This window comes from Streptomyces sp. NPDC003635, from assembly GCF_053587635.1.
In genome coordinates this window covers 22,768-46,399 of sequence record NZ_JBSFOK010000058.1, presented here as the reverse complement: position 1 = coordinate 46,399, position 23,632 = coordinate 22,768, and the positions used below count along the sequence as shown (strand labels likewise).

General features: G+C 72.6%; 22 protein-coding genes. 12 read left to right on the top strand and 10 right to left on the bottom strand.

Annotation, left to right across the window (positions count from 1 at the left end):
• Positions 1-135: 135 nt before the first annotated feature.
• On the bottom strand, positions 136-549 hold the full coding sequence (locus ACWDRW_RS35435) for a roadblock/LC7 domain-containing protein (RefSeq protein ID WP_451731071.1): 414 nt from the start codon (positions 547-549) through the stop codon (positions 136-138).
• Between the two features lie 96 nt (positions 550-645).
• On the opposite strand from ACWDRW_RS35435, the gene ACWDRW_RS35430 reads away from it, so the two are divergent.
• Positions 646-1,074: a PPOX class F420-dependent oxidoreductase gene (locus ACWDRW_RS35430; protein WP_451731068.1), complete on the top strand. Its 429-nt coding sequence runs from the start codon at positions 646-648 to the stop codon at positions 1,072-1,074.
• Between the two features lie 20 nt (positions 1,075-1,094).
• Here ACWDRW_RS35430 and ACWDRW_RS35425 read toward each other — a convergent pair whose 3' ends face one another.
• The 5 genes from ACWDRW_RS35425 to ACWDRW_RS35405 all read right to left on the bottom strand — a co-directional run bounded on the left by ACWDRW_RS35425 (position 1,095) and on the right by ACWDRW_RS35405 (position 6,117).
• Positions 1,095-1,700, bottom strand: coding sequence for a GTP-binding protein (locus tag ACWDRW_RS35425; RefSeq protein WP_451731065.1), 606 nt, complete (start codon positions 1,698-1,700; stop codon positions 1,095-1,097).
• A 171-nt stretch (positions 1,701-1,871) separates the two neighbouring features.
• On the bottom strand, positions 1,872-2,285 hold the full coding sequence (locus ACWDRW_RS35420) for a DUF742 domain-containing protein (RefSeq protein ID WP_451731062.1): 414 nt from the start codon (positions 2,283-2,285) through the stop codon (positions 1,872-1,874).
• A gap of 22 nt (positions 2,286-2,307) precedes the next feature.
• Positions 2,308-2,781: a roadblock/LC7 domain-containing protein gene (locus ACWDRW_RS35415; RefSeq protein WP_451731060.1), complete on the bottom strand. Its 474-nt coding sequence runs from the start codon at positions 2,779-2,781 to the stop codon at positions 2,308-2,310.
• Positions 2,778-5,300: a nitrate- and nitrite sensing domain-containing protein gene (locus ACWDRW_RS35410; RefSeq protein ID WP_451731057.1), complete on the bottom strand. Its 2,523-nt coding sequence runs from the start codon at positions 5,298-5,300 to the stop codon at positions 2,778-2,780. Before ACWDRW_RS35410 ends, ACWDRW_RS35415 begins: the two co-directional genes overlap by 4 nt.
• Positions 5,301-5,343: 43 nt before the next feature.
• Entirely contained in the window at positions 5,344-6,117 is a 774-nt protein-coding gene (locus tag ACWDRW_RS35405) for an MHYT domain-containing protein (protein ID WP_451731054.1), read from the bottom strand.
• A gap of 173 nt (positions 6,118-6,290) precedes the next feature.
• Here ACWDRW_RS35405 and ACWDRW_RS35400 point away from each other — a divergent pair, with 173 nt between their 5' ends.
• Complete coding sequence (locus tag ACWDRW_RS35400) at positions 6,291-6,890, top strand: class I SAM-dependent methyltransferase (RefSeq protein WP_451731051.1); 600 nt, start codon at positions 6,291-6,293, stop codon at positions 6,888-6,890.
• Positions 6,891-6,894: 4 nt separating this feature from the next.
• On the opposite strand, the gene ACWDRW_RS35395 is transcribed toward ACWDRW_RS35400, so the two are convergent.
• Positions 6,895-7,650 carry an alpha/beta fold hydrolase gene (locus ACWDRW_RS35395; protein ID WP_451731073.1) on the bottom strand — a complete coding sequence of 252 codons (756 nt, stop codon included), beginning with the start codon at positions 7,648-7,650 and terminating at the stop codon, positions 6,895-6,897.
• Positions 7,651-7,753: 103 nt separating this feature from the next.
• On the opposite strand from ACWDRW_RS35395, the gene ACWDRW_RS35390 reads away from it, so the two are divergent.
• The 4 genes from ACWDRW_RS35390 to ACWDRW_RS35375 all read left to right on the top strand — a co-directional run bounded on the left by ACWDRW_RS35390 (position 7,754) and on the right by ACWDRW_RS35375 (position 11,339).
• Positions 7,754-8,278, top strand: coding sequence for a PadR family transcriptional regulator (locus ACWDRW_RS35390; RefSeq protein ID WP_451731049.1), 525 nt, complete (start codon positions 7,754-7,756; stop codon positions 8,276-8,278).
• A gap of 131 nt (positions 8,279-8,409) precedes the next feature.
• Entirely contained in the window at positions 8,410-8,706 is a 297-nt protein-coding gene (locus ACWDRW_RS35385) for a hypothetical protein (RefSeq protein WP_451731047.1), read from the top strand.
• A 137-nt stretch (positions 8,707-8,843) separates the two neighbouring features.
• Positions 8,844-9,761 (top strand): hypothetical protein, encoded by a 918-nt coding sequence (locus tag ACWDRW_RS35380; protein ID WP_451731044.1) that lies wholly within the window; start codon positions 8,844-8,846, stop codon positions 9,759-9,761.
• A 201-nt stretch (positions 9,762-9,962) separates the two neighbouring features.
• A complete protein-coding gene (locus ACWDRW_RS35375; RefSeq protein ID WP_451731042.1) occupies positions 9,963-11,339 on the top strand; it encodes a tannase/feruloyl esterase family alpha/beta hydrolase in 1,377 nt (458 codons plus the stop codon).
• A gap of 73 nt (positions 11,340-11,412) precedes the next feature.
• Here the strand turns inward: ACWDRW_RS35375 and ACWDRW_RS35370 are convergent, their stop codons facing one another.
• Complete coding sequence (locus ACWDRW_RS35370; RefSeq protein WP_451731039.1) at positions 11,413-11,595, bottom strand: hypothetical protein; 183 nt, start codon at positions 11,593-11,595, stop codon at positions 11,413-11,415.
• Positions 11,596-11,770: 175 nt separating this feature from the next.
• On the opposite strand from ACWDRW_RS35370, the gene ACWDRW_RS35365 reads away from it, so the two are divergent.
• From ACWDRW_RS35365 to ACWDRW_RS35355, 3 genes are all read left to right on the top strand, one after another.
• Positions 11,771-14,713 carry a DEAD/DEAH box helicase gene (locus ACWDRW_RS35365; protein WP_451731036.1) on the top strand — a complete coding sequence of 981 codons (2,943 nt, stop codon included), beginning with the start codon at positions 11,771-11,773 and terminating at the stop codon, positions 14,711-14,713.
• Positions 14,710-15,966: an SWIM zinc finger family protein gene (locus ACWDRW_RS35360; RefSeq protein ID WP_451731033.1), complete on the top strand. Its 1,257-nt coding sequence runs from the start codon at positions 14,710-14,712 to the stop codon at positions 15,964-15,966. Before ACWDRW_RS35365 ends, ACWDRW_RS35360 begins: the two co-directional genes overlap by 4 nt.
• A gap of 240 nt (positions 15,967-16,206) precedes the next feature.
• On the top strand, positions 16,207-17,547 hold the full coding sequence (locus ACWDRW_RS35355) for an esterase-like activity of phytase family protein (protein WP_451731030.1): 1,341 nt from the start codon (positions 16,207-16,209) through the stop codon (positions 17,545-17,547).
• A 62-nt stretch (positions 17,548-17,609) separates the two neighbouring features.
• Here ACWDRW_RS35355 and ACWDRW_RS35350 read toward each other — a convergent pair whose 3' ends face one another.
• Together ACWDRW_RS35350 and xylA are read right to left on the bottom strand one after the other, a co-directional pair.
• A complete protein-coding gene (locus ACWDRW_RS35350; RefSeq protein ID WP_451731028.1) occupies positions 17,610-18,077 on the bottom strand; it encodes a hypothetical protein in 468 nt (155 codons plus the stop codon).
• Between the two features lie 184 nt (positions 18,078-18,261).
• Positions 18,262-19,428 carry a xylose isomerase gene (gene xylA, locus ACWDRW_RS35345; protein WP_451731026.1) on the bottom strand — a complete coding sequence of 389 codons (1,167 nt, stop codon included), beginning with the start codon at positions 19,426-19,428 and terminating at the stop codon, positions 18,262-18,264.
• Between the two features lie 184 nt (positions 19,429-19,612).
• Between xylA and xylB the strand changes: the two genes are divergently transcribed.
• The 3 genes from xylB to ACWDRW_RS35330 all read left to right on the top strand — a co-directional run bounded on the left by xylB (position 19,613) and on the right by ACWDRW_RS35330 (position 23,622).
• The gene (gene xylB / locus ACWDRW_RS35340) at positions 19,613-21,052 is read left to right on the top strand and encodes a xylulokinase (protein WP_451731023.1); all 1,440 of its coding nucleotides are present in this window, start codon (positions 19,613-19,615) and stop codon (positions 21,050-21,052) included.
• A gap of 23 nt (positions 21,053-21,075) precedes the next feature.
• Positions 21,076-22,353, top strand: a complete 1,278-nt coding sequence (locus tag ACWDRW_RS35335) for an ROK family protein (RefSeq protein ID WP_451731020.1) — start codon at positions 21,076-21,078, stop codon at positions 22,351-22,353.
• 255 nt (positions 22,354-22,608) lie between these two features.
• A complete protein-coding gene (locus tag ACWDRW_RS35330; protein WP_451731017.1) occupies positions 22,609-23,622 on the top strand; it encodes an acetamidase/formamidase family protein in 1,014 nt (337 codons plus the stop codon).
• Positions 23,623-23,632 lie beyond the last annotated feature (10 nt).

Genomic DNA, 23,632 nt, shown 5'->3' with positions numbered 1-23,632 from the left:
CAGCTCGGCTACACCGTCACCCTCAACCCGATCGAGGACGCAGCCTGACACAAGAACCCGGACACCCGGCGACCACCACGGTCACCGGGCACCCAAACATGCCTACCACCACCCTGACCTGCACCTATTTACGCGTCAGAGGTCTGAGCGGGAGTCCCGCTCGGGCTTGCGGGCGTCGACCCCGAGGTGCTCGCCGACCCGGTTGACGAGCAGGGTCATCTCGTAGGCGATCTGGCCGATGTCGGCCTCCGCCCCGCTGAAGACGCACAGGCAGCTGCCGGTTCCGGCGGCGGTCACGAACAGTACGGCGTCGTCGAACTCGACCATCGTCTGGCGCACTCTGCCCGCGCCGAAGTGGTGGCCGGAGCCCTTGGCGAGGCTGTGCAGCCCGGAGGAGACCGCGGCCAGATGCTCCGCGTCCTCGCGGCGCAGCCCCGTACTCGCGCCCGTCACCAGCCCGTCGTTGGACAGCACCAGTGCGTGCCGCACGTGCTCCACACGCTCCGTCAGATCGTCCAGCAGCCAGCCGAGTCCCTGATTCTGCGCCATGTCCCGTCTCCCCGTGCGACGTCTCCCCCTGGCCGAGGGAGGATCTGTTCGCCAGCCTTCCGGACGAGTCGGGCTCCGGGCAAGGAGGATGGGGACATGGCACGCAAGATGACCGACAGGGAATGGCGGGAGTTCGTCTCGCACGGCACGCGCACCGCGAAGTTGTCCACGGTCCGGGCGGACGGAAGTCCGCATGTGGCGCCGATCTGGTTTCTGCTCGACGGCGACGAGGTGGTGTTCAACACCGGTGGCACCAGCGTGAAGGGGCGCAACCTCGCCCGCGACGGCCGGGTCGCGCTGTGCGTGGACGACGACCGGCCGCCGTTCGGCTTCGTGGTGATCCAGGGCACGGCGCGGATCTCGGACGACCCCGGCCCGCTGCGACATTGGGCCGCCCGGATCGGTGCCCGCTACATGGGCGAGGAGCGGGCCGAGGAGTTCGGCGCCCGCAACGGCACGGCGGGCGAGCTCCTCGTCCGTGTGGCGATCGAGAAGGTGCTGGCACACCAGGACGTGGCGAACTGAGCGGTCGACGGGGCCATCGGTCAGCCCACGGAGTCCAGCAGCCGGGCGGTGTGCATCCGCCCGGCGTACTCGACGAGCCGGATGAGGACTTCCTTCCCCGAGTCGCGGTCCCGGGCGTCGCAGAGCACGACGGGCGTGCCCTTGTCGAGGTCGAGGGCGCGTGAGACGTCGTGGGCGCCGTAGGCGCGGGCGCCCGTGAAGCAGTTGACAGCGACCACGAAGGGGATGTGCCGGTGCTCGAAGTAGTCCACGGCGGGGAAGCAGTCCTCCAGGCGCCGGGTGTCGGCGAGCACGACCGCGCCGAGGGCTCCTTGGGAGAGTTCGTCCCAGAGGAACCAGAAGCGGTCCTGGCCGGGCGTGCCGAAGAGGTAGAGGGAGAGGCCGGACCGAATGGTGATGCGGCCGAAGTCCATGGCCACCGTCGTGGTGACCTTCTGGTCCACGCCGTCGGTGTCGTCGACCCATTGGCCGGCCTCACTGAGGAGTTCCTCGGTGCGCAGCGGCCTGATCTCACTGACCGCGCCGACCAGGGTGGTCTTGCCCACGCCGAATCCGCCGGCGACCAGGATCTTCAACGCCAGGGCGGCCGTCTCGCCGCCCAAGTCATCGGAGTACTCGGAGACCATGGATCACTTCTCTCGGGAGTGCCGGCAACGGTCGACGTCGTCGGGTGTGCGCCGCGCGCTCACGGAACGTGCGTGTGCGGCTTCTGTGCGTGTGTGCGAAGTCAGCATCATGACAACTCCAGCTGGCAGCCGAAGGATTCGACCGCTTTTTGCCCGGTTCTGAACTGTCATCTACAGCGCCCGCAATCCTTCGATCACTTCGCGCAGAATCCGTTCGTCGGGCAGCTGCGCGGGCGGTACGGGGCGGCTGACGGTGACGCAGCCCAGTTCGAGGAGATCACCGAGGAGCACCCGGACGACACCGACAGGAAGGTCGGCGCCCGCGGAGAGTTCCGCGACCGACTGCGTCTCGAGGCGGCACAGGTCGATCAGGGCACGGTGCTCGGGTCCGAGTGCGGTGTCGTCATCGACGCCCGGCGCGCCCGCGTCCAGGGTGACGAGGGCGATCAGGTCGAACCGGACTCCGGTGGGGCCCGGCTTGGTGCGTCCGCCCGTCATCGCGTACGGGCGGACGAGGGGTCCGGCCTCGTTGTCGTACCACTGGCTGCCCGGCTCGCGCGGGGCGCCCCTCATGTCTTCGGTCATCTGTACGGGCCGCCTTCTCGCGTCAGCCCGCGGCGGGCGGCCGCGCGGCGACGCGCGGCGCCGCGTACAGGTGCTCGCCGACACGTTTCACCAAGCGGGCCATCTCGTAGGCCACGAGGCCGATGTCGGCGGTCACGGCGGTGAGGAGGGCGAGGCAGGAGCCGTCACCGGCGGCGGCCACGAACAGGAAGCCGTCGTCCATCTCCACCATGGTCTGGCGCACCCCACCGGCCCCGAAGTGCCGACCCGCGCCCTTGGCCAGGCTGTGGAAGCCGGAGGCGACCGCCGCGAGGTGTTCGGCGTCCTCGCGGCGGAGATCGCTCGACGCGCCCACGGCGAGTCCGTCGTTGGAGAGCACCACCGCGTGGCGTACCTCGTGCACGCGCAGCACCAAGTCGTCCAGCAGCCAGTCGAGCTCGCCGGACCTCCCCCGCTCTCGGCCGCGCTCACGCGGGGGGAACCCCACGTCGTCTCTCATGCCGGGATCCTGGATCATGCGCGGTCTCCTTCGCTGCTGTCGCTGCGCCCTGGGGAATCAAGGGCTCCACCGCGGCCGGGTTGCCGCCCGCCGCCGCGCGCCCAGCCGTCGCGGTACGCCGCCATGCGGTCTCGTACCAGCTCGGGCGTGCGCTGGTCGTCGCCCTGTGGAGCGGACGTGTGGCCCGGCTCCTCGGCGCGCGACTCGCGCAGTTGAGGGGCGAGGCTCGCCTGCCGCACGCGGCGCGGGAGGTCGTCCGAGCCGTCGGAGTCGTCGTCCGGGGGGCGGTGCAGTCGCAAGGCGGTGACTCCGGGGGGCGGTGGGTCGGTGGTGGCCGTCGCGGCCACGGCCACGGGGGCCACCAGCGCGGGCCGGTCGGCCGGTGCGTCCACCGGCTCCTGGTGGGCGGCATCGCCGGGCACGCGCGCGTACGCGGGGTCGGCGGGCGGGTGCTCCTCGGCGGCCTTGCGGGGGGAACGTTCCGCCGCTCCGCCGTGCAACAGGGCGGTGGGCAGCAGGACGACCGCGGTGGTACCGCCGTAGGGCGAGGTGCGCAGGTGCACCTTGACGCCGTGCCGGGCGGCGAGTCTGCTCACCACGAACAGCCCGAGCCGGTCGCTGTCGAACAGGTCGAGCGCTTCGGACTGTTCGATGCGGCGGTTGGCCTCGGCGAGGGTCTCCTTGCCCATGCCGAGCCCCCGGTCCTCGACCTCGACGGCGTAGCCGTTGCCGACCGGTTCCCCGGTGATGCGCACGCGCGTGTGGGGCGGTGAGAACTGGGCGGCGTTCTCGACGAGTTCCGCCAGCAGATGGGTGAGGTCGGCGACGGCAGCGCCGACGACGGCCGCCTCGGGCAGTTGACGGACCTCCACGCGCGCGTAGTCCTCCACTTCGGAGACGGCGGCGCGGACGACGTTCGTCAAAGAGACCGGCATGCGCCAGGCGCGTCCCGGTGCGGCACCCGAGAGGATGATCAGGCTCTCCGCGTGGCGGCGCATACGGGTGGTGAGGTGGTCGAGGCGGAACAGGTCGCTGAGTTCGTTCGGATCGTCGGAGCGGCGCTCCATGCTGTCCAGCAGGCTGAGCTGTCGGTGCACCAGAACCTGGCTGCGGCGGGCGAGGTTGACGAACACCCCGGAGATGCCGCTGGCGAGTTCCGCGCGCTCGACGGCGGCCCGCAGCGCGGCGCGGTGCACGGTGCTCAGCGCCTCGGCGACCTGGCCGGCCTCGTCCTCCGCGGGTGGTCCGGGCGGGGCCTCGGCGCGGACATCGATCTCCTCGCCCGCGCGGAGTTTGCGCATGGCTTCGGGGAGTTTGCGGCGGGCGATCTCCAAGGCGCTGTTGCGCAGGCTCACCAGCTCGACGACGAGGCCGCGGCCGATGCGGACGGAGATCACCAGGGAGGCGGCGACGGCCGCGAGGCCGAGGAGGACGGCGGCGCCGGCCGGGGTGAGCAGTCCGCGGGTGAACGGGTCGGCCCGGTCCGCGACGCCGCGCCCGGCGTCGGTCTCGATGATGCGCATCTCGTCCTGCACACGCGCGAGTGCCCGGTCCCAGGCGGCCTGGGGTGCCGCGTCGACGGCCCGCGCTCCTGGCGCGGCGGCCAGAACCGCGTCCTCCGCGGCGCCCACGGCGGCGTAGTCACCACCGGCGGCGAGTTTGCGCCAGGCGGTGCGCTCGGAGCCGCGCAGGTCGGCGACGGCGGCCTCGGTGAGCGTACGGCGGGTCTCGACGGCGCCGGCGAACAGCCGCAGCCGCTGCCCGTCGAGCCTCCCGGCCAACCGCGCCCCGACGAGCACCGCGTCCTCCTGGGCCAGCGCCTCTCCCGCGCGGGAGAATTCGAGCAGCACGCGCGCGTCGGAGCCGAGCTCGGCGTCCTGGATCCCGGCGAGCGCGCCGCCGACGGGGAAGGCCGCCGCGATGGTCTCGGTGTACCGCTCGTAGGTCTGGCTCCAGCCCGCCCTGCCGTCGAGCACGGCGGTGCGCAGCGAGCCGAGCCGCTCGGCCCCGGAGACGAAGTCCTCCAGCCGCTCGGAGACTCCGGCTGGCAGTTCCTCGGCGTCGGCGACGGTGTTGTCCTCGCCGAGCCGCAGTTCGGCGATCGCCTGCTCGGTGCGTTCGGTGAGCTTCCTGTATTCACTGCCCGGCGACGCGGCGGGATCGGTGGCGAGCCGCACCGCGGTCGCCCGCTCGGCCTGGAGGGCGGCCACGGCGGCCGCGACGGGGGTCCGGATCTCGGCGTCGACACGTTGGACCTGCCGTAGCCCGGAGACGTCCTGCGCCGTGGTGACGGTGGCGTAGGCCCACAGGGCCAGCAGCGAGACCACGGGCACCATCAGCAGACAGACGATCTTGGCCCGCACGGTGCGCGGCCGTATCCGCCAATGTCCCACGCGCGGGGACGTGTCCTCCGGTATCGCGCTCGCGGGCTCGTCCGGGCTCTCGTCGGCGGGCGGTCCGGCGTGCGCGCGGCGGCCGCGCGCGGGCTGTGGGGGCGTCTGGGCGCCGGATGCGGTGGTCCTACGGGGTGTACGCATGGCCTCCTCGCTCGGAAGTGGTTCGTCGGGGCGGGCCCGCGGGCTAGTGGGCGGCGCTCTCGACCGGCCGCTGGGCGGAGGCGGAGGCCTCGCGCTCCCCTGTCGTCGGGGACAGGGCGACGAAGGCCGAGGTCAGGAAGAGATAGGACCCGAGGCCGACGGCGAGGGGGAAGATGAACTGCATCGCCGTGGCCCCGGGCAGGATGTCGCCGCCGGGCGTGACCCGCACGCTCACCGCGAACATCCCGGTGTAGTGCATGCTGCTCACCGCGGCGCCCATGATCAGGGAGGCGACGGTGACGGCGACGGGCGACTTGATGTTGAGCGCCGCCCACAGCGCCGCCGTCGCGGCGAGGACGGCGATCAGCACGGAGAGTCCGACGAGGACGGGGTCGTAGTCCACATCGCCGTGCAGACGCACCGCCGCCATGCCCAGGTAGTGCATGCTGGCGACGCCGAGTCCGGTGGTCAGCCCGCCTAGGACGAGGGCGCGCGTGCGGTCACGGCTGTACCCGACGGCGAAGACACCGGCGCACACGACGGCCATGGCGACGAGCAGGCTCGCGATGGTGAGCGGCACGTCGTAGCGGATATCGGTGCCGCTGACGCTGAAGCCCAGCATGGCGACGAAGTGCATGGTCCAGATGCCGGTGCCGATGGCGGAGGCAGCGGTGACGAGCCAGTTGCGGCGCGAGCGGCCGGTGGCGCCGAGGGCGCGGACGGTGCAACGCAGGCCCAGCGCGGCGCCGATGCAGGCCATCGCGTACGACAGCACGGGGGTCAGCCACCCCAGGGCGGCGTGGTCCAGATGTCCCATGGCCCCGGGACGCTAGTGGGGGCACGGGCGCACAAAGGGGGCGCATTTCGAAAGGTGTTGGAATATGACACGGATGCCGCCCTGAACGATCGCCTCGCGCTCGAGCGTGCACGCCGTTGCGTCATCCCTGTCGGTGAGCGTGTCACCCCCGCTGTTGAGGGATCATGCCGAACATGAGCGACGACCACACACACGTCCAGGAGTTCTTCACCGCCCGCGCCGCCGACTGGGACGCCAGGTTCCCCGACGACGGTCCCGCCTACGCGGCCGCGGTCGCCGATCTCGGCCTGCGCGAGGGCGACCGCGTGCTCGACGCCGGCTGCGGCACCGGACGGGCCCTGCCGCCCCTGCGTGCGGCCGTGGGGGCCTCGGGAGTGGTCGTCGGAGCCGACCTGACCCCCGCCATGCTGGAGGCCGCCGTACGGGCCGGGAGGGGCCGGGACGGGCAGCTGCTGCTCGCCGACGTGGCCGCGCTCCCGTTGCGTTCGGAGTCACTCGACGCCGTGTTCGGCGCGGGACTGATCGCGCACCTGCCGCAACCGGGCGAGAATCTGCGGGAGTTGGCCCGGGTGGTGCGCCCGGGCGGCACGCTGGCGCTGTTCCACCCGATCGGCAGAGCGGCCCTCGCGGCCAGGCAGGGGCGGCAGATCACCCCGGAGGACTTGCGGGCGGAGCCCAACCTCCGGCCCCTGCTGGCCGGATCCGGCTGGCACATGACGTCGTACGTCGACGAGGACGACCGCTTCCTGGTACTGGCCGTACGGGAGGGCTGAGCCCTCACCGGTGCCCGGCGACCGCGGCCACGAACGCGTCGGGGTTGTCGAACATGACGTTGTGCCCGGCGCCGGGCACGGTCACCACGCGCACGCCCGCCGCCTCCAGGGCGTCCCGGCCCTCCAGTTCACCGCTGTGCTCGCCCTGGAGATACACGCGCTCGACCGGCAGACCTTCGAGAATGTCGCGCATCACGGGCTGTGAGCCGCGGATGAGGCCGACGGCGGTGCGGTGCAGGGCGCGCGGGTCGGCCAGGCGCATGGTGGCCGCCCACAGGGGGCCGACCTTCTCCAGCACGCGCGCGTGGCCGCTCTCGACGAACTCGTCCTCCCCATAGGAGGCGATTCCGCTGCTGCCCGCGGTGGGCGGCGGGAAGGCGTCGAGGTTCGCCTCCGTCAGCACCAGCCGCGAGACCAGCTCGGGTCGCCGGTGCGCGAGCACGAGGGCGACGGCGCCCCCCATGCTGTGCGCGACCAGCTCGACGCCCGTCAGGCCCGCCGCGTCCAGGACGGCCGCCAGCGCGCCGGCATGCTCCTCCAGCGTGTAGCCGAAGTGCCGCGGCCGATCGCTGACCCCGTGTCCGGGCAGATCGACGAAGAGGCTGCGCCGCCCCGCGAGTTCGGGACGGGCCGCGATGTGCGCGTGGTACACGGACGACACCGACCCCAGCCCGTGCACGTACACGCGCGCGGGTTCCTCACCCGGAGCCTCCGTCCACCGCACGCAGCTCCCCTTGCCGTCGAACTCGGCCTGCCTCAGCACATCGCCCTCCCCGTCCGGAATCACCGTCCAGAACAATACATCGAGGTCGATGTATAGCGGTAGCGATGTATGAACTGCGCGGTTGCGCGAAGATATGGCCATGCTGGAGCTCGCCATCCTTGGTTTCCTCTACGACGCCCCCCTGCACGGCTACGAGCTGCGCAAGCGCATCAACGCGCTCACCGGGCACGTGCGCCCGATCGCGGAGAGCACGCTCTACCCGGCGATCAAGCGCTTGGAGAAGGCGGGCCTGCTGGAGCGCGCCACGGAGCCCGGCGCGGTGGCCGCCCCGCGCCATGTGCTGACGCTCACCGAGGAGGGTGGGCGGGAGCTGCGGCGCCGGCTCGCCGAACCCGTCCAGCGGGACATCACCGACGAGAACCGCTGGTTCACCGTGCTGGCCTTTCTGCGCCACTTGGACGACCCGGCGGCGCAAACGGCCGTGCTGCGCCGCCGGCTCGCGTTCCTGGAGGAACCCGCGAGCTTCTTCTACGACGGAGACCGGCCACTGAGCGCCGAGGAGTTCGACGACCCCTTCCGGCGCGGCATCCTCACCATCGCGCGCGCCACCTCCCGGACGGAACTGCGCTGGCTCCGGGAGACGATCGCCTCGCTCGAGGAATAACGGCGTACCGGGCTCGCAGCGGGTACCCGACAGCCCTTGACCGGGCCGTCCCTCTTCTGCCGTTGGAACTCCAACTCTACGTTGAATACCAGGAGATGGCCTGGCAGCCGCGCAGGGGGAAGGTGGTCAGCATGTTCGGCAGGGTCCGACAGTCCTGGGGCAGGGTCCTGGAGGCATGGCGCATGGAGCCGGGCGCCGATCAGGACAGGCGTACGCACAATCTTTTCGAGGCAGCCGCGGCCTACGTCTCGGCCTGCGCCGAGGACGACCAGGAGCGCATCGACGAGGCCGCGGGGTGGGTGTCCCCGGAGGCGCTGTCGTTCGGGGTGAACGAGCTGGCGTGCCGGGCCGTGATCGCCCTCGCACGGGAACGCGACGAGTCCCCCGGCACCGTCGCGCGGGACCTGCTCGGGCTCCCGGCGGCCTGACCCGCCCCACGACAGAAGGTCGATTTCACCCCGTCCAGCCGGAAAACTGCAGCTCCGGGTGGGCTGGGGAGTCGTGACAAGGGCCTTCCCCTCGCACTAGGGTGCGCGCCGATGGACGAACCGATGGGGAGGCTGGGATGGCCGGGACGGACGAGGGCGCCGTCGCCGCCGAGGACGACGCGCTGTATGTGCTCACGGCGGTGCTGCTGACGCCTGCGAAGTTCCCGAGCGTGCTGGGCGACGACTATCCGGAGGCCTGCGCGGCGCTCGGCCTCGCGCCGCTGGCCGACGGCTACGGGCTGGTGCTCGGCCAGGACGGGGACGGCGCGCGCTGGACCGTCGTGATCGACGACGTCTCGCTGGTCGCGGTCGCCATCGCGTCCTGGGACTGCGGCATGGAGTACGACCTGTCGCCGGACGAGCGCACGGTGGTCGCGGCCCTGCCCGGCTGGCCCCTGGCGGTCGCCGTCGCGGCCCCCAACGTGCCCCCGCCGCACGACCCCGGCCCCGACGTCGCCGAGGGCCCGCCCCTGACGCCGCCGGACACTTCCGTCTGGGGGCCCGCTCAGCGCAGGCTGGGCGCGGACGAGATCGCCCTTCAGTGGGCGGTGTGGCGCGAGCAGATCGACGACGCGGACTTCCCGAACCCGGGAGGCGGGTCCGAGGCGGACGAGGGCCAGGAGGCGGCGCAAGAGCCCGCCGAGCCCTCCGAGGCGCCGGAAACCTCAGGGGCAGCCGGAGGTGCGGAGGCTCCGGACGCTTCGGAAGGTGGCGCCAAGCCCAAGGGGCACAGTGGCATCCGCCGGGTCCTCGCCGAGGCGCGGGCGTACGTGGACACCCCGCCGCCGCTCGGGCGGGTCCGGTCCGCCTTCGCCTCGGGTGAGGCCCGCACGTTGCGCGCCGACGGTCCGGGCTGGTCGCTCGTGGCCAGGACGGACGACATCGCGTTCGTGCTGCTCGACGACGAGCCCGGCGAGGTCCTTCCGGTGGGCCGCGGGCCGGAGTTGCCGGGCCTGCTGGAGGCGCTCGACAAGATGGCGGTACGGCCCAGCTGAGACCGCCGGCACCGCACATGGGGGTTCGGTGAGGAGTCCACCAGGACGTGGTCGGTGCCGCTTGTCCTGGCACCCCATCCGCCGCCTCCGTTCCATGTGGCCCCAACCCATAGATGGCTCTCAGGTGTGACCCCACCATGGGGCAGCCCCGGATCCGCTCCCGGATCTCCGGCTCCTTGTCCCGCTGCCCTGGAGGCCACCATGCGTCTGACCCGAGGTGTTCCGTTCGTCGCCGCCGCACTGACGGCGGCGGCGCTCAGCTCGCCCGCCCCCGCCGGGGCCACGGCAGCCGTGGACGGACACTGCGAGCGGGTGCGGGTGCCCGGCGCCGCCTTCCAGCGGAGCGCCTGCCTCGCGGACCTGACCACGACGGGGCTCGCCGGCACCCCGTACACCGACCTGGCCGATCAGGCGGGTCTGACGGCCGCGGGCACCCAGGTGCCGTCCGGGGTGCCGGGGATCCAGATCGACGGCTATTTCCCGGACTCCTCGCGCTTCAACGCCACGCACGGCTGGAAGCACGACGCGCAGTTCGTCATCCGGCTGCCGGAGCGGTGGAACGGCGGCCTGGTCGTCACCGGCGCTCCGGGCACGCGGCGGCAGTACGCGACGGACAAGGCGATCTCCGACCAGGTGCTCGCCAAGGGCTACGCGTACGCGGCGACCGACAAGGGCAACAATGGCTCCGACTTCTACCGGGACGGGAAGCGGCCCGGTGACGCGGTGGCCGAGTGGAACACCCGGACCACACAGCTCACCCGCGCGGCCCGCCAGGCAGTGGCCCAGCGCTACGGCCACGTCCCGCGGCGCACGTACATCACCGGCATCTCCAACGGCGGCTACCTCACGCGCTGGCAGTTGGAGAACCACCCCGAGCTGTACGACGGGGGCGTCGACTGGGAGGGGGCGCTGTGGACGGCGAAGGGCCCCAACCTGTTGACCTCGCTGCCCACGACCGTGGCCCGCATGCTCGGTTCGGCACGGGACCAGGATCTGTACGCCGTGGGCTTCGCGCGCGGCTCCGAGTTCCTGTGGCCGTACCACGAGAAGGCCTACTGGGGCGTCACGCAGAAGATCTACCGCGCGGAGTTCGACCCGTCGTACGCCCCGCATTGCCCCGGCCCGTCCGCCGGTACCACTCCAGAGCAGATCCTCGCCCCCTGCGCCGAGGACGCGGCCTACGACTACGCGTCGCGCCCGGCCGCCGTTCATCGCGCGGTGGCCCGAGTGGCGCTGACCGGGCGGATCGGCAGGCCGCTGATCACCCTGCACGGTGATCTGGACGCGCTGCTGCCCAAGGCGGCCGACTCGGACGTGTACGCCCGCATGGTGGATGCCGCGGGACGTGGCGGTTTGCACCGCTACTACACGGTCGAGGGCGGCACCCATGTCGATGGGCTGTACGACACCTTTCCGGACCGGCTCCGGCCGATCCTGCCCTGCTACCGGTCCGCGTTCGAATTGCTGGTCTCCTGGGTGGAAGGGGGCGTACGCCCGCCTGCAGACCAGACCGTCGACAGGCCCGCGAGCGGCGACGTGGTCGACTCCTGCGCACTGTCGGGTCCGGTCTCGCGCTGAGCCCGGCCCAGCTCGGACACCGGGCCGAGCCCGGGCCCGTACAGGTCGCGGGACTTGTACGGGCCCAGGCGCCTCAGCGGCCTATCTCCTTGCGGCCGGCGCGGCGCAGCCTGCGCCGCTGCGAGGGGTCGAGTGCGAGGTAGGCGGCGGCCGGGACGCCCAGGATGATCAGGAGCGCTGCCCACCAGGGCAGCCAGATGAGCAGAACGATCCCGACCGCCGCACCTCCTGCGGCGATCTTGTGGTTCCTCGTCATGTGTGTCGCCTCCTCCGCGGCGCACTGCCGCTTCTCTGCTCTCAAAACGGGCCCGCGCTTCCCGCGGTTCCGGACCGCGACCCTGAGACGTCCCTGAGGTGTTCCCCCTACTGGTCCTCCTCTGGAGCCCACCCTCCCACGGCAGTGATGCAGAACACAGCCCTGTCGTGCCGGAATGAGCCCGGCGGTGCTGTATCCTCGGCCACTCCGCCCAGTAGTCAAGTTTGAGGAATTTGCCATCGCTGCGCAGACGGTTTCCCCGGCAAGTCCGTCCGAGATCTTCGAACTAGCCCAGTGCACCACGGCGTTCGTGCCCGGTGATCCGGCACGCACGGGAAGGGTCGCCTTCTGGCGGTCCGACGGCGACGTCCCTCCCGTGGTCGGGGCGGGGGCGGCCGAGACTCTGTCCGTGGTCGTCCCCGGCGCGGACGGCGTGGAGCGCGTGAGTGTGCCCGCCGTGCTGCTGCCCGTGCGTGCCGCGCTGCCGGTCCTGGTCCGTGCGCGTGCCTCCGAGCAGGCGCATCGCGGGTGCGCCTTCTGGGGCTCAGCGGCCGTCCTGGCGCTGCAACTCGTGGCGCGAGGACTGTTGTTGCCCGGTCTGTCACCCGCCGACCACGACGCCTGGCGGGCGGGCCCCTTGGGCAATGAGGACATCGAGCACGTCCGCCGGCTCGCCGCTGCGATGCCGCCCGAGGCGCACGCGGTCCCGCTGGAGACCTCCGGGCCGTTGCGGCTGCCCGACCCCGAGCGGTTGCTGCGCGCCTTCCTGGACGCCGTCGCGGACACCCTGCCCCGCACCTCCGCGGCACCGCTCGTGACCGGCACGGGCGCCTACGCGGGACCGGAACCGCAGCACCTGCCGGGACACCGCGTGTGGGCGGCGGACGTCGCCGCGGGCCACGACGCCGGGGTGCGCCTCTCCCTGCGCGTCGAGGTGCCCGGTCTGGCCGACACGACCCACGAGGACGCGGCGCCGACCTTCCGCGCCGTGCTCCAGGTCCACGGGGTCAGCGATGGCGCGCTCGTCGCCGATGCCGCCCAAGTGTGGGCAGGTGCCTCCGCCTTCGGTCCCCGCGCGCGGATGGACGCCCTGCTGGCCCTGCACCGCGCGGCCCGCGCGTGGCCTCCGCTCGCGCCCCTGCTCTCGGCCGCCGTCCCGGACGCCGTCGAGCTGGCCGACGACGAGGTCACGGATCTGCTCGCCACCGGCGCCCGGGCGCTCGCCGGTGCGGGGGTGGACGTGCACTGGCCGCGAGGGCTGGCCCGTGAGCTGACCGCGCGCGCGGTGGTCGGCCCGCCAGACGACCAGACGGGCACGCACGACGACGAGACCGGCCCGGCCAAGCTCACGTCGGACACGCCGTCGTTTCTGTCGGCCGACGCCCTGCTCGCCTTCGACTGGCGGTTCTCGCTGGGCGATCAGCGGCTCACCCGAGAGGATCTGGACCGGCTGGCCGAGGCGAACAGACCGCTGGTGCGGCTGCGGGACCAGTGGGTCCTGGTCGACCCCGAGGAGGTGCGCCGGGCGCGCGGGCGGCAGGACCGCAAGGTGACGCCTGTCGACGCGCTCAGCGCCGCTCTGACGGGCTCGGCCGAGGTGGACGGCCGCCGGGTCGAGGTGCAGCCCACGGGGTGGCTGGCGGCCCTGCGGGAGCGGCTCGCCGACCCCGAGGCGCAGGAACCGGTCGCCCATCCCGAGGCGCTCGCCGCGACCCTGCGCGACTACCAGCGGCGGGGCCTGAACTGGCTGGCCCGCATGACCTCGCTCGGTCTGGGCTGCTGTCTGGCCGACGACATGGGACTCGGCAAGACCGTCACGCTGATCGCGCTGCATCTGCACAGGCAGACCGACGCCTCCTCGGCCGGTCCCACGCTGGTGGTGTGTCCGACCTCGCTGATGGGCAACTGGCAGCGCGAGATCGAGAAGTTCGCCCCCGGCACTCCCGTGCGGCGCTTCCACGGCGCCCGGCGCGGTCTGGACGCGCCGCAGGACGGGGAGTTCGTGCTCACCACGTACGGCACGATGCGGCTGGACGCGCGCCGGCTCGCCGAGGTGCCGTGGGGGATGGTCGTCGCCGACGAGGCCCAGCACGTGAAGAACCCCTACTCGGCGACCGCGCGGGAGCTGCGTTCCATCGGCGCACGCGCGCGCGTGGCCCTCACCGGCACTCCGGTGGAGAACAACCTGTCGGAACTGTGGGCGATCCTCGACTGGACCACTCCCGGCCTGCTCGGCCGCCTCGGCACCTTCCGCACGCGGTACGCGCAGTCCGTCGAGAGCGGCCAGGACCCTGCCGCGGCCGAACGGCTCGCGCGTCTGATCCGCCCCTTCCTGCTGCGCCGCCGCAAGTCCGAGCCGGGAATCGCGCCGGAACTGCCGCCGAAGACCGAGACCGACCACGCGGTGTCGCTCTCCAAGGAACAGGTGGGGCTGTACGAGGCGGTGGTACGCGAAACGCTCGCGGAGATCGCCGCGGCCGACAGCATGGCGCGGCGCGGACTGATCGTGAAGCTGCTGACGGGCCTGAAGCAGATCTGCAACCACCCCGCGCAGTACCTCAAGGAGGACCGCCCCTCGATCGCGGGCCGGTCCGGGAAGCTGGAGCTGCTGGACGAACTCCTCGACACCATCCTCTCCGAGGGAGCGGGCGTCCTGGTCTTCACCCAGTACGTGCGCATGGGGCGCCTCGTCGAACGGCATCTGGCGGCTCGCGGGGTGGCGTCGCAGTTCCTGCACGGCGGTACGCCCGTCGCCGAGCGCGAGAAGCTGGTGCGCCGCTTCCAGGACGGTGAAGTGCCGGTCTTCCTGCTGTCGTTGAAGGCGGCCGGCACGGGTCTGAACCTCACCCGGGCCGAGCACGTCGTGCACTACGACCGCTGGTGGAACCCGGCGGTGGAGGCACAGGCCACCGACCGCGCGTACCGGATCGGTCAGACGCGGCCGGTGCAGGTGCACCGGCTGATCGCGGAGGGGACCATCGAGGACCGTATCGCCGACATGCTCAGCCGCAAGCAGGAGCTGGCCGACGCCGTGCTCGGCTCCGGTGAGGCGGCGCTGACGGAGCTGACGGACGCGGAGCTGGCCGATCTGGTGGAACTGCGAGGGGGCGCACGATGAACCGAGACGACGACGAGAACCTGGAGCGCACGTTCGCGGCCATGCCCGCCGCGCACGGAAGGGGCTTCGCGCAAACCTGGTGGGGCCGGGCCTGGCTGCAGGCGCTGGAGGACACGGCGCTGGATCCGCAACAGCTCAAGGCCGGTCGCAGGCTCGCCCGCGCGGGAGGCGTGGGAGCGGTGTCGGTGCGCCCAGGACGCATCACGGCCGTGGTCCAGGACCGCGACCGCACGCGCCACCGCGCGGACGTGCTGCTGGAGCGGCTCTCCGACGACCAGTGGGAACGGTTTCTGGAGATGGCCGTCGAGCGGGCCGGGCATGTGGCGGCGCTGCTGGACCGGGACATGCCACCGCACCTGGTCGAGGACGCGGCGGCCACCGGTGTCGAACTGCTCCCTGGGATGGGCGACCTGGAGCCTGAGTGCGACTGCGGGGCGTGGGACCACTGCGGCCACACGGCGGCCCTGTGCTACCAGGTGGCGCGGCTGCTGGACCAGGACCCGTTCGTGCTGCTGCTGATGCGTGGCAGAGGCGAACGCGACCTGCTGGAGGACCTTCAGGCGCGCAGCACCGCTCCCGCCGAGGAGGCGTCCGAACCGGAGGGGGTGGACGCCGAGGAGGCGTTTGCGGCCGGGGACATCCTGCCGCCGCTGCCGGACCTGCCCGAACTCCCGGCTGAGCCCGGTGTGCCGCCCTCGCTCGACACCGAGACCGCTCCCCCGTCCGGCGTAGACGCCGAAGCCCTGGAACACCTCGCCGCCCGCACCGCGGTACGGGCGCACCGGATGCTCGCCGACGCACTGCGCTCCGGTCCGGAACACCCCGCGCTCGACCTTGATCTGCCCCTCAGCCAGGACGCTGTCCGGCTGGCCGCCGGGGATCCCGTGCCGGCGGTCGCGGAGCGTCTCGCCGAGGGGCGCGGCCGGGAGCAGCTGGCCCTCGCCGTACAAGCGTGGGAGTTGGGCGGGGTGGCCGCGCTCGCCGTACTGGAAGAGGAGTGGGCCGTGGAGGGCGAAACCCTCGCACGCGCGCGTGCCGCCTTGGAAGCGGCCTGGGAGGAGGATGAGCGTCCGCAGCTGCGGGCCAAGGGCAACCGGTGGACGGCCGTGGGCACTTCGGGCCAGGTGCGGCTGGGACGGGACGGCGGCTGGTGGCCGTACCGCAAGGAGCGCGGCCGCTGGGTACCCGCGGGCGGCCCGGCCCAGGACCCGGCCACGGCGCTGGCCACGGCGGAGCCGGCGCCTGAGCGGTGACCTCGAGCCCGCAGGGGAACCCAAGCGGGTGGATCCGCCATGAGGCATCCAGGGCTGGCGGTGTCCCCGAGGTGAGGCCCGAATACGGGCCCGGGACGGGTGCGGCCCTGAGTGCGCCCACAGGAAAGGTGCGGCTCGACGAGTGGCCGACGTCCCGCGTTCATCCGTTCGTCGCGCCGCGTTCCGCGCGGGGCCCAAATCTGGCCGCTGATAGCCGAACTTGGTCCCCAGGAGGCCCTGATGTCCCCGCACGCCACCGGCCGGCGCCGCGTCCACCGTTCCGTCGCAGCGGGCGTCCCCCTCGCCGTTCTGGCCGTCCTCTCGGCGACCGGGCAGGCGGTGGGCACCCCGTCCGAGGACGCCCGTGTCGTCGGCAGCGCCACCCTCGGCGACATACCGCTCGGCGCGTTCAGCAACACGCTGCTGCCCGGCACGGTGGCCGACGACCGCGGTGTCGACCTGGGCGGCATCGGCAGCGACATCTATCCGACGGGCCGCAAGGGCGAGTTCTGGACTGTCACCGACCGCGGACCGAACGGCCAGATCAAGGTGGACGGCACCAAGCGCCGCACCTTCCCGGTGCCCGGCTTCGACCCGGCGATCGTCAAGATCCGCGTCTCCGGCGACTCCGTGCGGGTGATCGACGCGATCCCGCTGACCACCTCCTCCGGCAAGCCCGTCACGGGGCTGCCCAACCAGCAGGGCCGTGACGAGGCGCCGTACTCCTACGACGCGAGCACGCCGCTGTCGTACAACCCGAACGGCCTGGACACCGAGGGCATCGTGCGGGCCAAGGACGGCTCCTTCTGGCTGGTCGACGAGTACGCGCCGTCGCTGGTGCACGTCTCCGCGCGCGGGAAGGTCCTCACGCGCTACGTGCCCGAAGGGCTGAACCTCACCGGTGCCGACTACCCGGTGGTCGAGGCGCTGCCCGCCGTACTGCTGAACCGAAAGATCAACCGCGGTTTCGAGGGACTGGCCCAGCTGCCCGGTGGCGACCTCGTGATGGCCGTGCAGAGCCCGCTCTCCCTGCCCGACGCGGATGCCGGGGAGTCCTCCCGCACGACCCGTCTGCTGCGCTTCTCGCCGAAGAAGCAGGCGGTCACCGCCGAGTACGCGTACCGCTTCGACCCGGTGAACGTGGTGGACCCGAGCGAGGACGACCCCTCCGAGCTGAAGATCTCCTCGGTTGTCGCCGTCGGCGGCAACCGCCTCCTGGTGGAGGAGCGCACGGACAAGGCGGCCCGGCTGCAGTTGGTCCGGCTGGACGAGGACGCGGACATCCTCGGCGGCCCGTGGGACGACGCCACGACGTCCCCGTCGCTGGAGCAGCTCGACGACCCGGCCGCCGCGGGCGTGCCCGTCCTCGCCAAGAAACTCGTCGTCGACCTGGGCACGGTCGCCGAAGTGCCCGGCAAGATCGAGGGCGTGGCGCGCGTGGACCGCGACACGCTGGCCCTGATCAACGACAACGACTTCGGGATGACCGACGGGACGGGCGCGTTCGACGCGCAGGGCCGGCTGGTGGACAGCGGGATCGAGACGAAGGTGCTCTACGTCCGTCTGCCGCACGGCATCTGACGGCGAACGTCCTTGCACGCGTGCGTGGCGTTTCACTTCCGCCACGCACGCGTGCCGTTGGCTCAGGGCAGGTCGACCTCGTCGAGGTCCGGCAGCAGCGACTCGATCTCGCTCGGCAGGTCACTGGGCAGCTCACTCGGCAGCTCAGTGGGGAATCCCGACGGCAGCAGTGACGTGGGCAGCTCGCTCGGCAGTCTGCTGGGCAGCTCCGTGGGGATGCTGAAGGACGGCCTGGGCGACGGGCCGGTGCTGCTCTCGGCGGGTGACTTGTCCTCCGGGGAGTCGTCGCTGCCGGAGCCCAGCAGCACCACCACGGCGACCGCCGCGGCCACCAGGATCACCGCGAGCAGGGCGAGGAGCGGACCACGGCGGCGCCCCGGGCCTTCGCCCGGCGGCGGTCCGTCGTAGGACGGCGGGCCGAAGCCGTCGTTCGGCGGTCCGAAGCCGTCGTTCGGCGGGCCGTAACCGCCCCCCGGGGGCGGCGTGTCGCCCGGCGGCGGACCGGGCGGCTGGGGAGGTACGGGAGGCATGGCCATACGGCACAGCGTCGCCTCCCGGCTGTGATCCCGCGAGCGGCTCGCCGGAGTTGGTACCGGTCCATGCCGTGGACGACACCATTCCGCCGCATTCCACGAGCCAGGGCGCCACACGCGACCCAGTCAACGTGTGGCGCCGTACGCGCGCGTGCCCCGCTCAGGCACGCGCCCCCGGCAGTCAGGCACGCGCCCCCAGCAGGTGGTCCATGGCCAGCTGGTCGAGCCGCTCGAAGGCCATCCCGCGCGCGGCGGCCGCCTCGGCGTCGAACTCCTCGAAGGCGGTGCGGTCGGCGAGCAGGGCCTGCAGGCCGTCGCCCGCGGTGGGCTGCGCGAGTTCGTCCAGACGCGAGGCCCGCAGCGCCTCCTGGACCTCCGGGTCAGCGCGGAAGGCTGCCGCGCGCTCCTTGAGGATCAGATAGTTGCGCATGCAGCCCGCGGCCGACGCCCAGACGCCCTCCAGGTCCTCGGTCCGCGGCGGCTTGAAGTCGAAGTGGCGCGGTCCGGCGTAACCGGCGCTCTCCAGCAGGTCGACCAGCCAGAAGGCGGAGCGCAGGTCACCGGCGCCGAAGCGCAGGTCCTGGTCGTACTTGATGCCGGACTGGCCGTTGAGGTCGATGTGGAACAGCTTGCCCGCCCACAGCGCCTGCGCGATGCCGTGCGGGAAGTTCAGTCCGGCCATCTGCTCGTGGCCGACCTCCGGGTTCACCCCGTACAGCTCGGGGCGCTCCAGGCGCTCGATGAAGGCCAGCGCGTGCCCGACGGTGGGCAGCAGGATGTCGCCGCGCGGCTCGTTCGGCTTGGGTTCGATGGCGAAGCGCAGGTCGTAGCCCTGGGAGGTCACGTACTCGCCGAGGAGGTCGAAGGCCTCCTTCATGCGGTCCAGGGCGACGCGCACGTCCTTGGCGGCGCCGGACTCGGCGCCCTCGCGGCCGCCCCAGGCGACGTAGGTCTTCGCGCCCAGCTCGACCGCGAGGTCGATGTTGCGGATCGTCTTGCGCAGGGCGTAACGACGCACGTCACGATCGTTCGCGGTGAAGGCGCCGTCCTTGAAGACGGGGTGCGTGAAGAGGTTCGTGGTGGCCATCGGCACGGTCATGCCGGTGGCGTCGAGGGCCTGCCGGAAGCGCTTGATGTGCGCCTCACGCTCGGTGTCGGAGGATCCGAAGGGGATCAGGTCGTCGTCGTGGAACGTGACGCCGTAGGCGCCGAGCTCGGCCAGGCGCTGCACCGTCTCGACCGGGTCGAGGGCGCGACGGGTGGCGTCGCCGAAGGGGTCCCGTCCCTGCCAGCCGACGGTCCACAGGCCGAAGGTGAACCTGTCCTCGGGGGTGGGCTGGTAGTTCATGCCGCGGCTCCTTGCCTGCTGCGAGTTGCTTGCTGCCGACTATTTCGTCATGGCCGTTTACAAATTAGTATGCCAAGGCATCTCTGGGAAGAGAACAGTTGTCCTCGACCGGGGACACGCCCCGTCCAGAGGACCCGAGCCGCACCTGCGACGCCCCGAGCCGCACGCACCCGAGGAGAGCCCGATGTCAGCAGCCGAAGGACCGCTCGTCGTCGGCGTGGACACGTCCACCCAGAGCACCAAGGCCCTCGTCGTCGACGCGGCCACCGGGCAAGTCGTCGCGAGCGGCCAGGCCCCGCACACCGTCTCCTCCGGGGCGGGCCGCGAGTCCGACCCCCGCCAGTGGTGGGACGCCCTGTGCGAGGCACTGCGCCAGTGCGGCGACGCGGCGCACGAGGCCGCCGCGGTGTCGATCGGCGGCCAGCAGCACGGCCTGGTCACCCTGGACGAGCGGGGCGAACCGGTCCGCCCGGCCATGCTCTGGAACGACGTCCGCTCCGCGCCGCAGGCCCGCCGTCTCATCGACGAACTGGGCGGCCCGAAGGCCTGGGCCGAGCGCACGGGAAGCGTGCCCGGGGCGTCCTTCACCGTGACGAAGTGGGCGTGGCTGGCCGAGCACGAACCAGAGGCCGTCCGCGCGACGAAGGCGGTCCGGCTGCCGCACGACTACCTCACCGAGCGCCTCACGGGCCAGGGCACCACCGACCGCGGCGACGCCTCCGGGACGGGCTGGTGGGCGTCCGGGACGGAGTCGTACGACGAGGAGACCCTCGCCCATGTGGGCCTCGACCCCGCGTTGCTCCCGCGCGTGGTGCGTCCCGGCGAGGTCGCCGGCACCGTCCGCGAACACCACGACCTGCCGTTCTCCAAGGGCACCCTGGTCGCCCCCGGAACCGGCGACAACGCCGCCGCCGCGCTCGGCCTCGGTCTGCGTCCCGGCACCCCGGTGCTCAGCCTCGGCACCTCCGGCACGGTGTACGCCGTCGCCAAGCACCGCCCGGCCGACCCCTCCGGCACGGTGGCGGGCTTCGCCGACGCACACGGCGACTGGCTGCCGCTGGCCTGCACCCTGAACTGCACGCTCGCCGTCGACCGGGTGGCGGCCCTGCTGGGCCTGGACCGCGAGGCGGTGGAACCCGCCGCCGACGTCACCCTGCTGCCGTTCCTGGACGGCGAGCGCACCCCGAACCTGCCGAACGCCGCCGGCCTGCTCCTGGGCCTGCGCCACGACACGACCGCCGGACAGCTCCTCCAAGCGGCCTACGACGGTGCCGTTCACTCCCTGCTCGGCGCACTGGACCTGGTCCTCGACCCGGACGCGGACCGCTCGGCCCCGCTGCTCCTGATCGGCGGCGGCGCGCGCGGCGCGGCCTGGCAGCAGACCGTACGACGGCTCTCGGGCCGTCCCGTGCAGGTGCCCGACGCCAAGGAGCTGGTCGCGCTCGGCGCGGCGGCCCAGGCGGCCGGACTGCTGACCGGCGAGGATCCGGGCGCGGTCGCCCGGCGCTGGAACACGACCGCGGGGCCGGTGCTGGAGGCGGTGCAACGGGACGAGGAGACCCTGGCCAGGATCGCCGGGGTACTCTCCGACGCGGCCCCGCTGCTGGAGCCGGGGACCCGCTGATCACACCGAGGACTGACGGAGGCATGACCGCACCCCTGCACGAGCCCCACCCGACCGGTCCCGGACGCGCGCACGACCCGCAACCGGCCGGTCCCGGCCGGGCGCCGCACGAGCCGCACGCCGCCGGTCCCGGACGTACGCTGCCCGACACCCAGCAGGGCATGCGCCGCCGCAATCTGGCCAGGGTGATGCACACGGTCAGCGCGGAGGGCCCGCTCTCCCGTGCTGCCGTCGCCTCCCGGATCGGTCTGACGCGCGCGGCGGTGTCGACGCTCGTGGACGAGCTCATCCGCTCGGGGCTGATCGAGGAGCTCGGCCCGGAGCGGCCGGGGCGGGTGGGACGGCCCGGTTCGGCGCTAGCGGTCAGCGCGCACGGTCCGGCCGGCATCGGCGCCGAGATCGGCGTCGACCACCTCGCGGTGTGCGCGGTCGACCTGCGCGGCGCGGTGCGGGCCAGGGCGGTACGGCACGGCGGGAACCGGGGGCGTTCGGCCGAACCGGTGATCCGGGAACTGACCGAGCTGGTACGCGGGGTGGTCGCGGAGGCCGAGCAGGACGGGCTGTGGCCCGCCGGTCTGGCGGTGGCCGTGCCCGGACTGGTCGCACGCGACGGCCGTACGGTCGTCCGCGCCCCGAACCTCGACTGGCACGACGTCGACCTCGGGGCGCTTGTGCCCGGGGAGTTCCCGTTGACCGTGGACAACGAGGCGAACTTCGGCGCCCTCGCCGAACTCTGGCTCGGACAAGGCACGCCACCCGACTTCCTGCATGTGTCCGCGGAGATCGGCATCGGCGCGGCCGTCGTCGTGGACGGGCAACTGCTGCGCGGGACCCGCGGGTTCGCGGGCGAGCTGGGGCATGTGCCGGTCCGGCCGGAGGGGCCGGCCTGTCCGTGCGGGGGGCGTGGGTGTCTGGAGCAGTACGCCGGTGAGGAGGCCGTGCTGCGGGCGGCGGGGCTGGAACCGGGCGAGGACCGCGTGGGGCTGCTCGCGGGGCGGGCGGCAGAGGGAGATACGGCCGTACGACGTGCTCTGCGCGACGCCGGGGCCGCGCTCGGGGTGGCGCTGACCGGGGCGGTGAATCTGCTGGACCCCGAGAGCGTGGTGCTCGGCGGGGCGCTGGCCGGGCTCGCGCCGTGGCTGTTGCCCTCCCTGGAGGCCGAGTTGGAGGGGCGTACGGCGGGGGCGCCCTGTCCTGTGTCCGTGTCGCGACTGGGTTCCGATGGGCCGCTGCTGGGGGCCGCGCACTGGGTGGTGCGGGGGGTGCTGGACGATCCGGCGGCGGTGGCGGGCAGAGGCTGAGCCCACAGCCTCACCGGCCCGGGCACCAGCTGCGCTTCACCACAACGGCGCCTGCACCAGCTGCGCTTCACCCACACGAGCGGCCGAGTTTTCCACAACCTGGCCCGTGTCCACGGATCCGTAGCGCTTACCGCTGCCCCGCCCCTCCGGCCCGTACCGTGATTCACGCGGGGGCGCTCCCGGCCCCTGCACCCCGGAGACCTGCGATCCGGGGCCCGTGATGTGTGGCCTGTGGCAGAACGGAGCTGTGCGGCGATGAGCGACCCCCGGATCCTGACCGTCCGACCCGAACCCGGCGAGTACGCCTGGACGTTCGGCGGCGTGCCGCCCGTGGCGCGGATCGCGCCCGGCACAGTGCTGGACCTCTACACGGAGGACTGTTTCGGGGGCCGGATCAGGTCCGAGAAGGACCTGGTCTCCGAGGTCTGCGAGTTCCCCTTCCTCAACCCGCAGACCGGTCCCTTCCACATCGAGGGCGCGGAGCCCGGGGACACCGTCGCCGTGCACTTCGTCTCGATCGAACCGGCCCGCGACTGGGCGGCGTCCACCACCGTCCCCCTGTTCGGCGCCCTCACCTCCACGCACACCACGGCCACCCTCCAGCCGCCGCTGCCCGAGACGGTCTGGATCTGGCAGCTGGACAGAACCCGGCGCACCGCCCTCTTCCGCGCTCACGACAGCGCCTTCGAGGCCGAACTGCCGATGGACCCGATGCACGGAACCGTCGGGGTCGCCCCCGCCAACCTGGAGGTCCGCTCGGCGCTGGTGCCGGACGCGCACGGCGGGAACATGGACACACCCGAGATGCGGGCCGGCGTCACCTGCTATCTGGGGGTGAACGTCGAGGGCGCGCTGCTCAGTCTCGGAGACGGCCATGCCCGCCAAGGCGAGGGCGAGACCTGCGGAGTCGCCGTCGAGTGCGCGATGCACACCATGGTGATCGTCGAACTGCTCAAGGGGATCGCCACCCCGTGGCCGCGCATCGAGTCGGACACGCACATCATCTCCACGGGTTCGGCTCGCCCGCTGGAGGACGCGTTCCGGATATCCCAGCTCGATCTGGTGCAGTGGCTCGTCCGCGACTACGGCTTCAGCGAGTTGGACGCGTACCAGTTCGCCACCCAGGCCGTCGAGTCGCCGCTGGCCAATGTGTGCGACACCAACTACACCTGCGTCGCCAAGCTCCGCAAGCAGTGGCTGCCCGAGCGCGAGACGCACCGCGGAGTGCACGCGCGGCTGCGCGAGACCGCGGCGGCACTGTCGAGCTGACCGCCCCAGT

Bases quoted from the DNA above. Each gene is read 5' to 3' on its own strand.
- ACWDRW_RS35435 (WP_451731071.1), bottom strand. From the start codon at position 549: ATGGCGCAGAATCAGGGACTCGGCTGGCTGCTGGACGATCTGACGGAG.
- ACWDRW_RS35430 (WP_451731068.1), top strand. From the start codon at position 646: ATGGCACGCAAGATGACCGACAGGGAATGGCGGGAGTTCGTCTCGCAC.
- ACWDRW_RS35425 (WP_451731065.1), bottom strand. From the start codon at position 1,700: ATGGTCTCCGAGTACTCCGATGACTTGGGCGGCGAGACGGCCGCCCTG.
- ACWDRW_RS35420 (WP_451731062.1), bottom strand. From the start codon at position 2,285: ATGACCGAAGACATGAGGGGCGCCCCGCGCGAGCCGGGCAGCCAGTGG.
- ACWDRW_RS35415 (WP_451731060.1), bottom strand. From the start codon at position 2,781: ATGATCCAGGATCCCGGCATGAGAGACGACGTGGGGTTCCCCCCGCGT.
- ACWDRW_RS35410 (WP_451731057.1), bottom strand. From the start codon at position 5,300: ATGCGTACACCCCGTAGGACCACCGCATCCGGCGCCCAGACGCCCCCA.
- ACWDRW_RS35405 (WP_451731054.1), bottom strand. From the start codon at position 6,117: ATGGGACATCTGGACCACGCCGCCCTGGGGTGGCTGACCCCCGTGCTG.
- ACWDRW_RS35400 (WP_451731051.1), top strand. From the start codon at position 6,291: ATGAGCGACGACCACACACACGTCCAGGAGTTCTTCACCGCCCGCGCC.
- ACWDRW_RS35390 (WP_451731049.1), top strand. From the start codon at position 7,754: ATGCTGGAGCTCGCCATCCTTGGTTTCCTCTACGACGCCCCCCTGCAC.
- ACWDRW_RS35385 (WP_451731047.1), top strand. From the start codon at position 8,410: ATGTTCGGCAGGGTCCGACAGTCCTGGGGCAGGGTCCTGGAGGCATGG.
- ACWDRW_RS35380 (WP_451731044.1), top strand. From the start codon at position 8,844: ATGGCCGGGACGGACGAGGGCGCCGTCGCCGCCGAGGACGACGCGCTG.
- ACWDRW_RS35375 (WP_451731042.1), top strand. From the start codon at position 9,963: ATGCGTCTGACCCGAGGTGTTCCGTTCGTCGCCGCCGCACTGACGGCG.
- ACWDRW_RS35370 (WP_451731039.1), bottom strand. From the start codon at position 11,595: ATGACGAGGAACCACAAGATCGCCGCAGGAGGTGCGGCGGTCGGGATC.
- ACWDRW_RS35365 (WP_451731036.1), top strand. From the start codon at position 11,771: ATGAGCCCGGCGGTGCTGTATCCTCGGCCACTCCGCCCAGTAGTCAAG.
- ACWDRW_RS35360 (WP_451731033.1), top strand. From the start codon at position 14,710: ATGAACCGAGACGACGACGAGAACCTGGAGCGCACGTTCGCGGCCATG.
- ACWDRW_RS35355 (WP_451731030.1), top strand. From the start codon at position 16,207: ATGTCCCCGCACGCCACCGGCCGGCGCCGCGTCCACCGTTCCGTCGCA.
- ACWDRW_RS35350 (WP_451731028.1), bottom strand. From the start codon at position 18,077: ATGCCTCCCGTACCTCCCCAGCCGCCCGGTCCGCCGCCGGGCGACACG.
- xylA (WP_451731026.1), bottom strand. From the start codon at position 19,428: ATGAACTACCAGCCCACCCCCGAGGACAGGTTCACCTTCGGCCTGTGG.
- xylB (WP_451731023.1), top strand. From the start codon at position 19,613: ATGTCAGCAGCCGAAGGACCGCTCGTCGTCGGCGTGGACACGTCCACC.
- ACWDRW_RS35335 (WP_451731020.1), top strand. From the start codon at position 21,076: ATGACCGCACCCCTGCACGAGCCCCACCCGACCGGTCCCGGACGCGCG.
- ACWDRW_RS35330 (WP_451731017.1), top strand. From the start codon at position 22,609: ATGAGCGACCCCCGGATCCTGACCGTCCGACCCGAACCCGGCGAGTAC.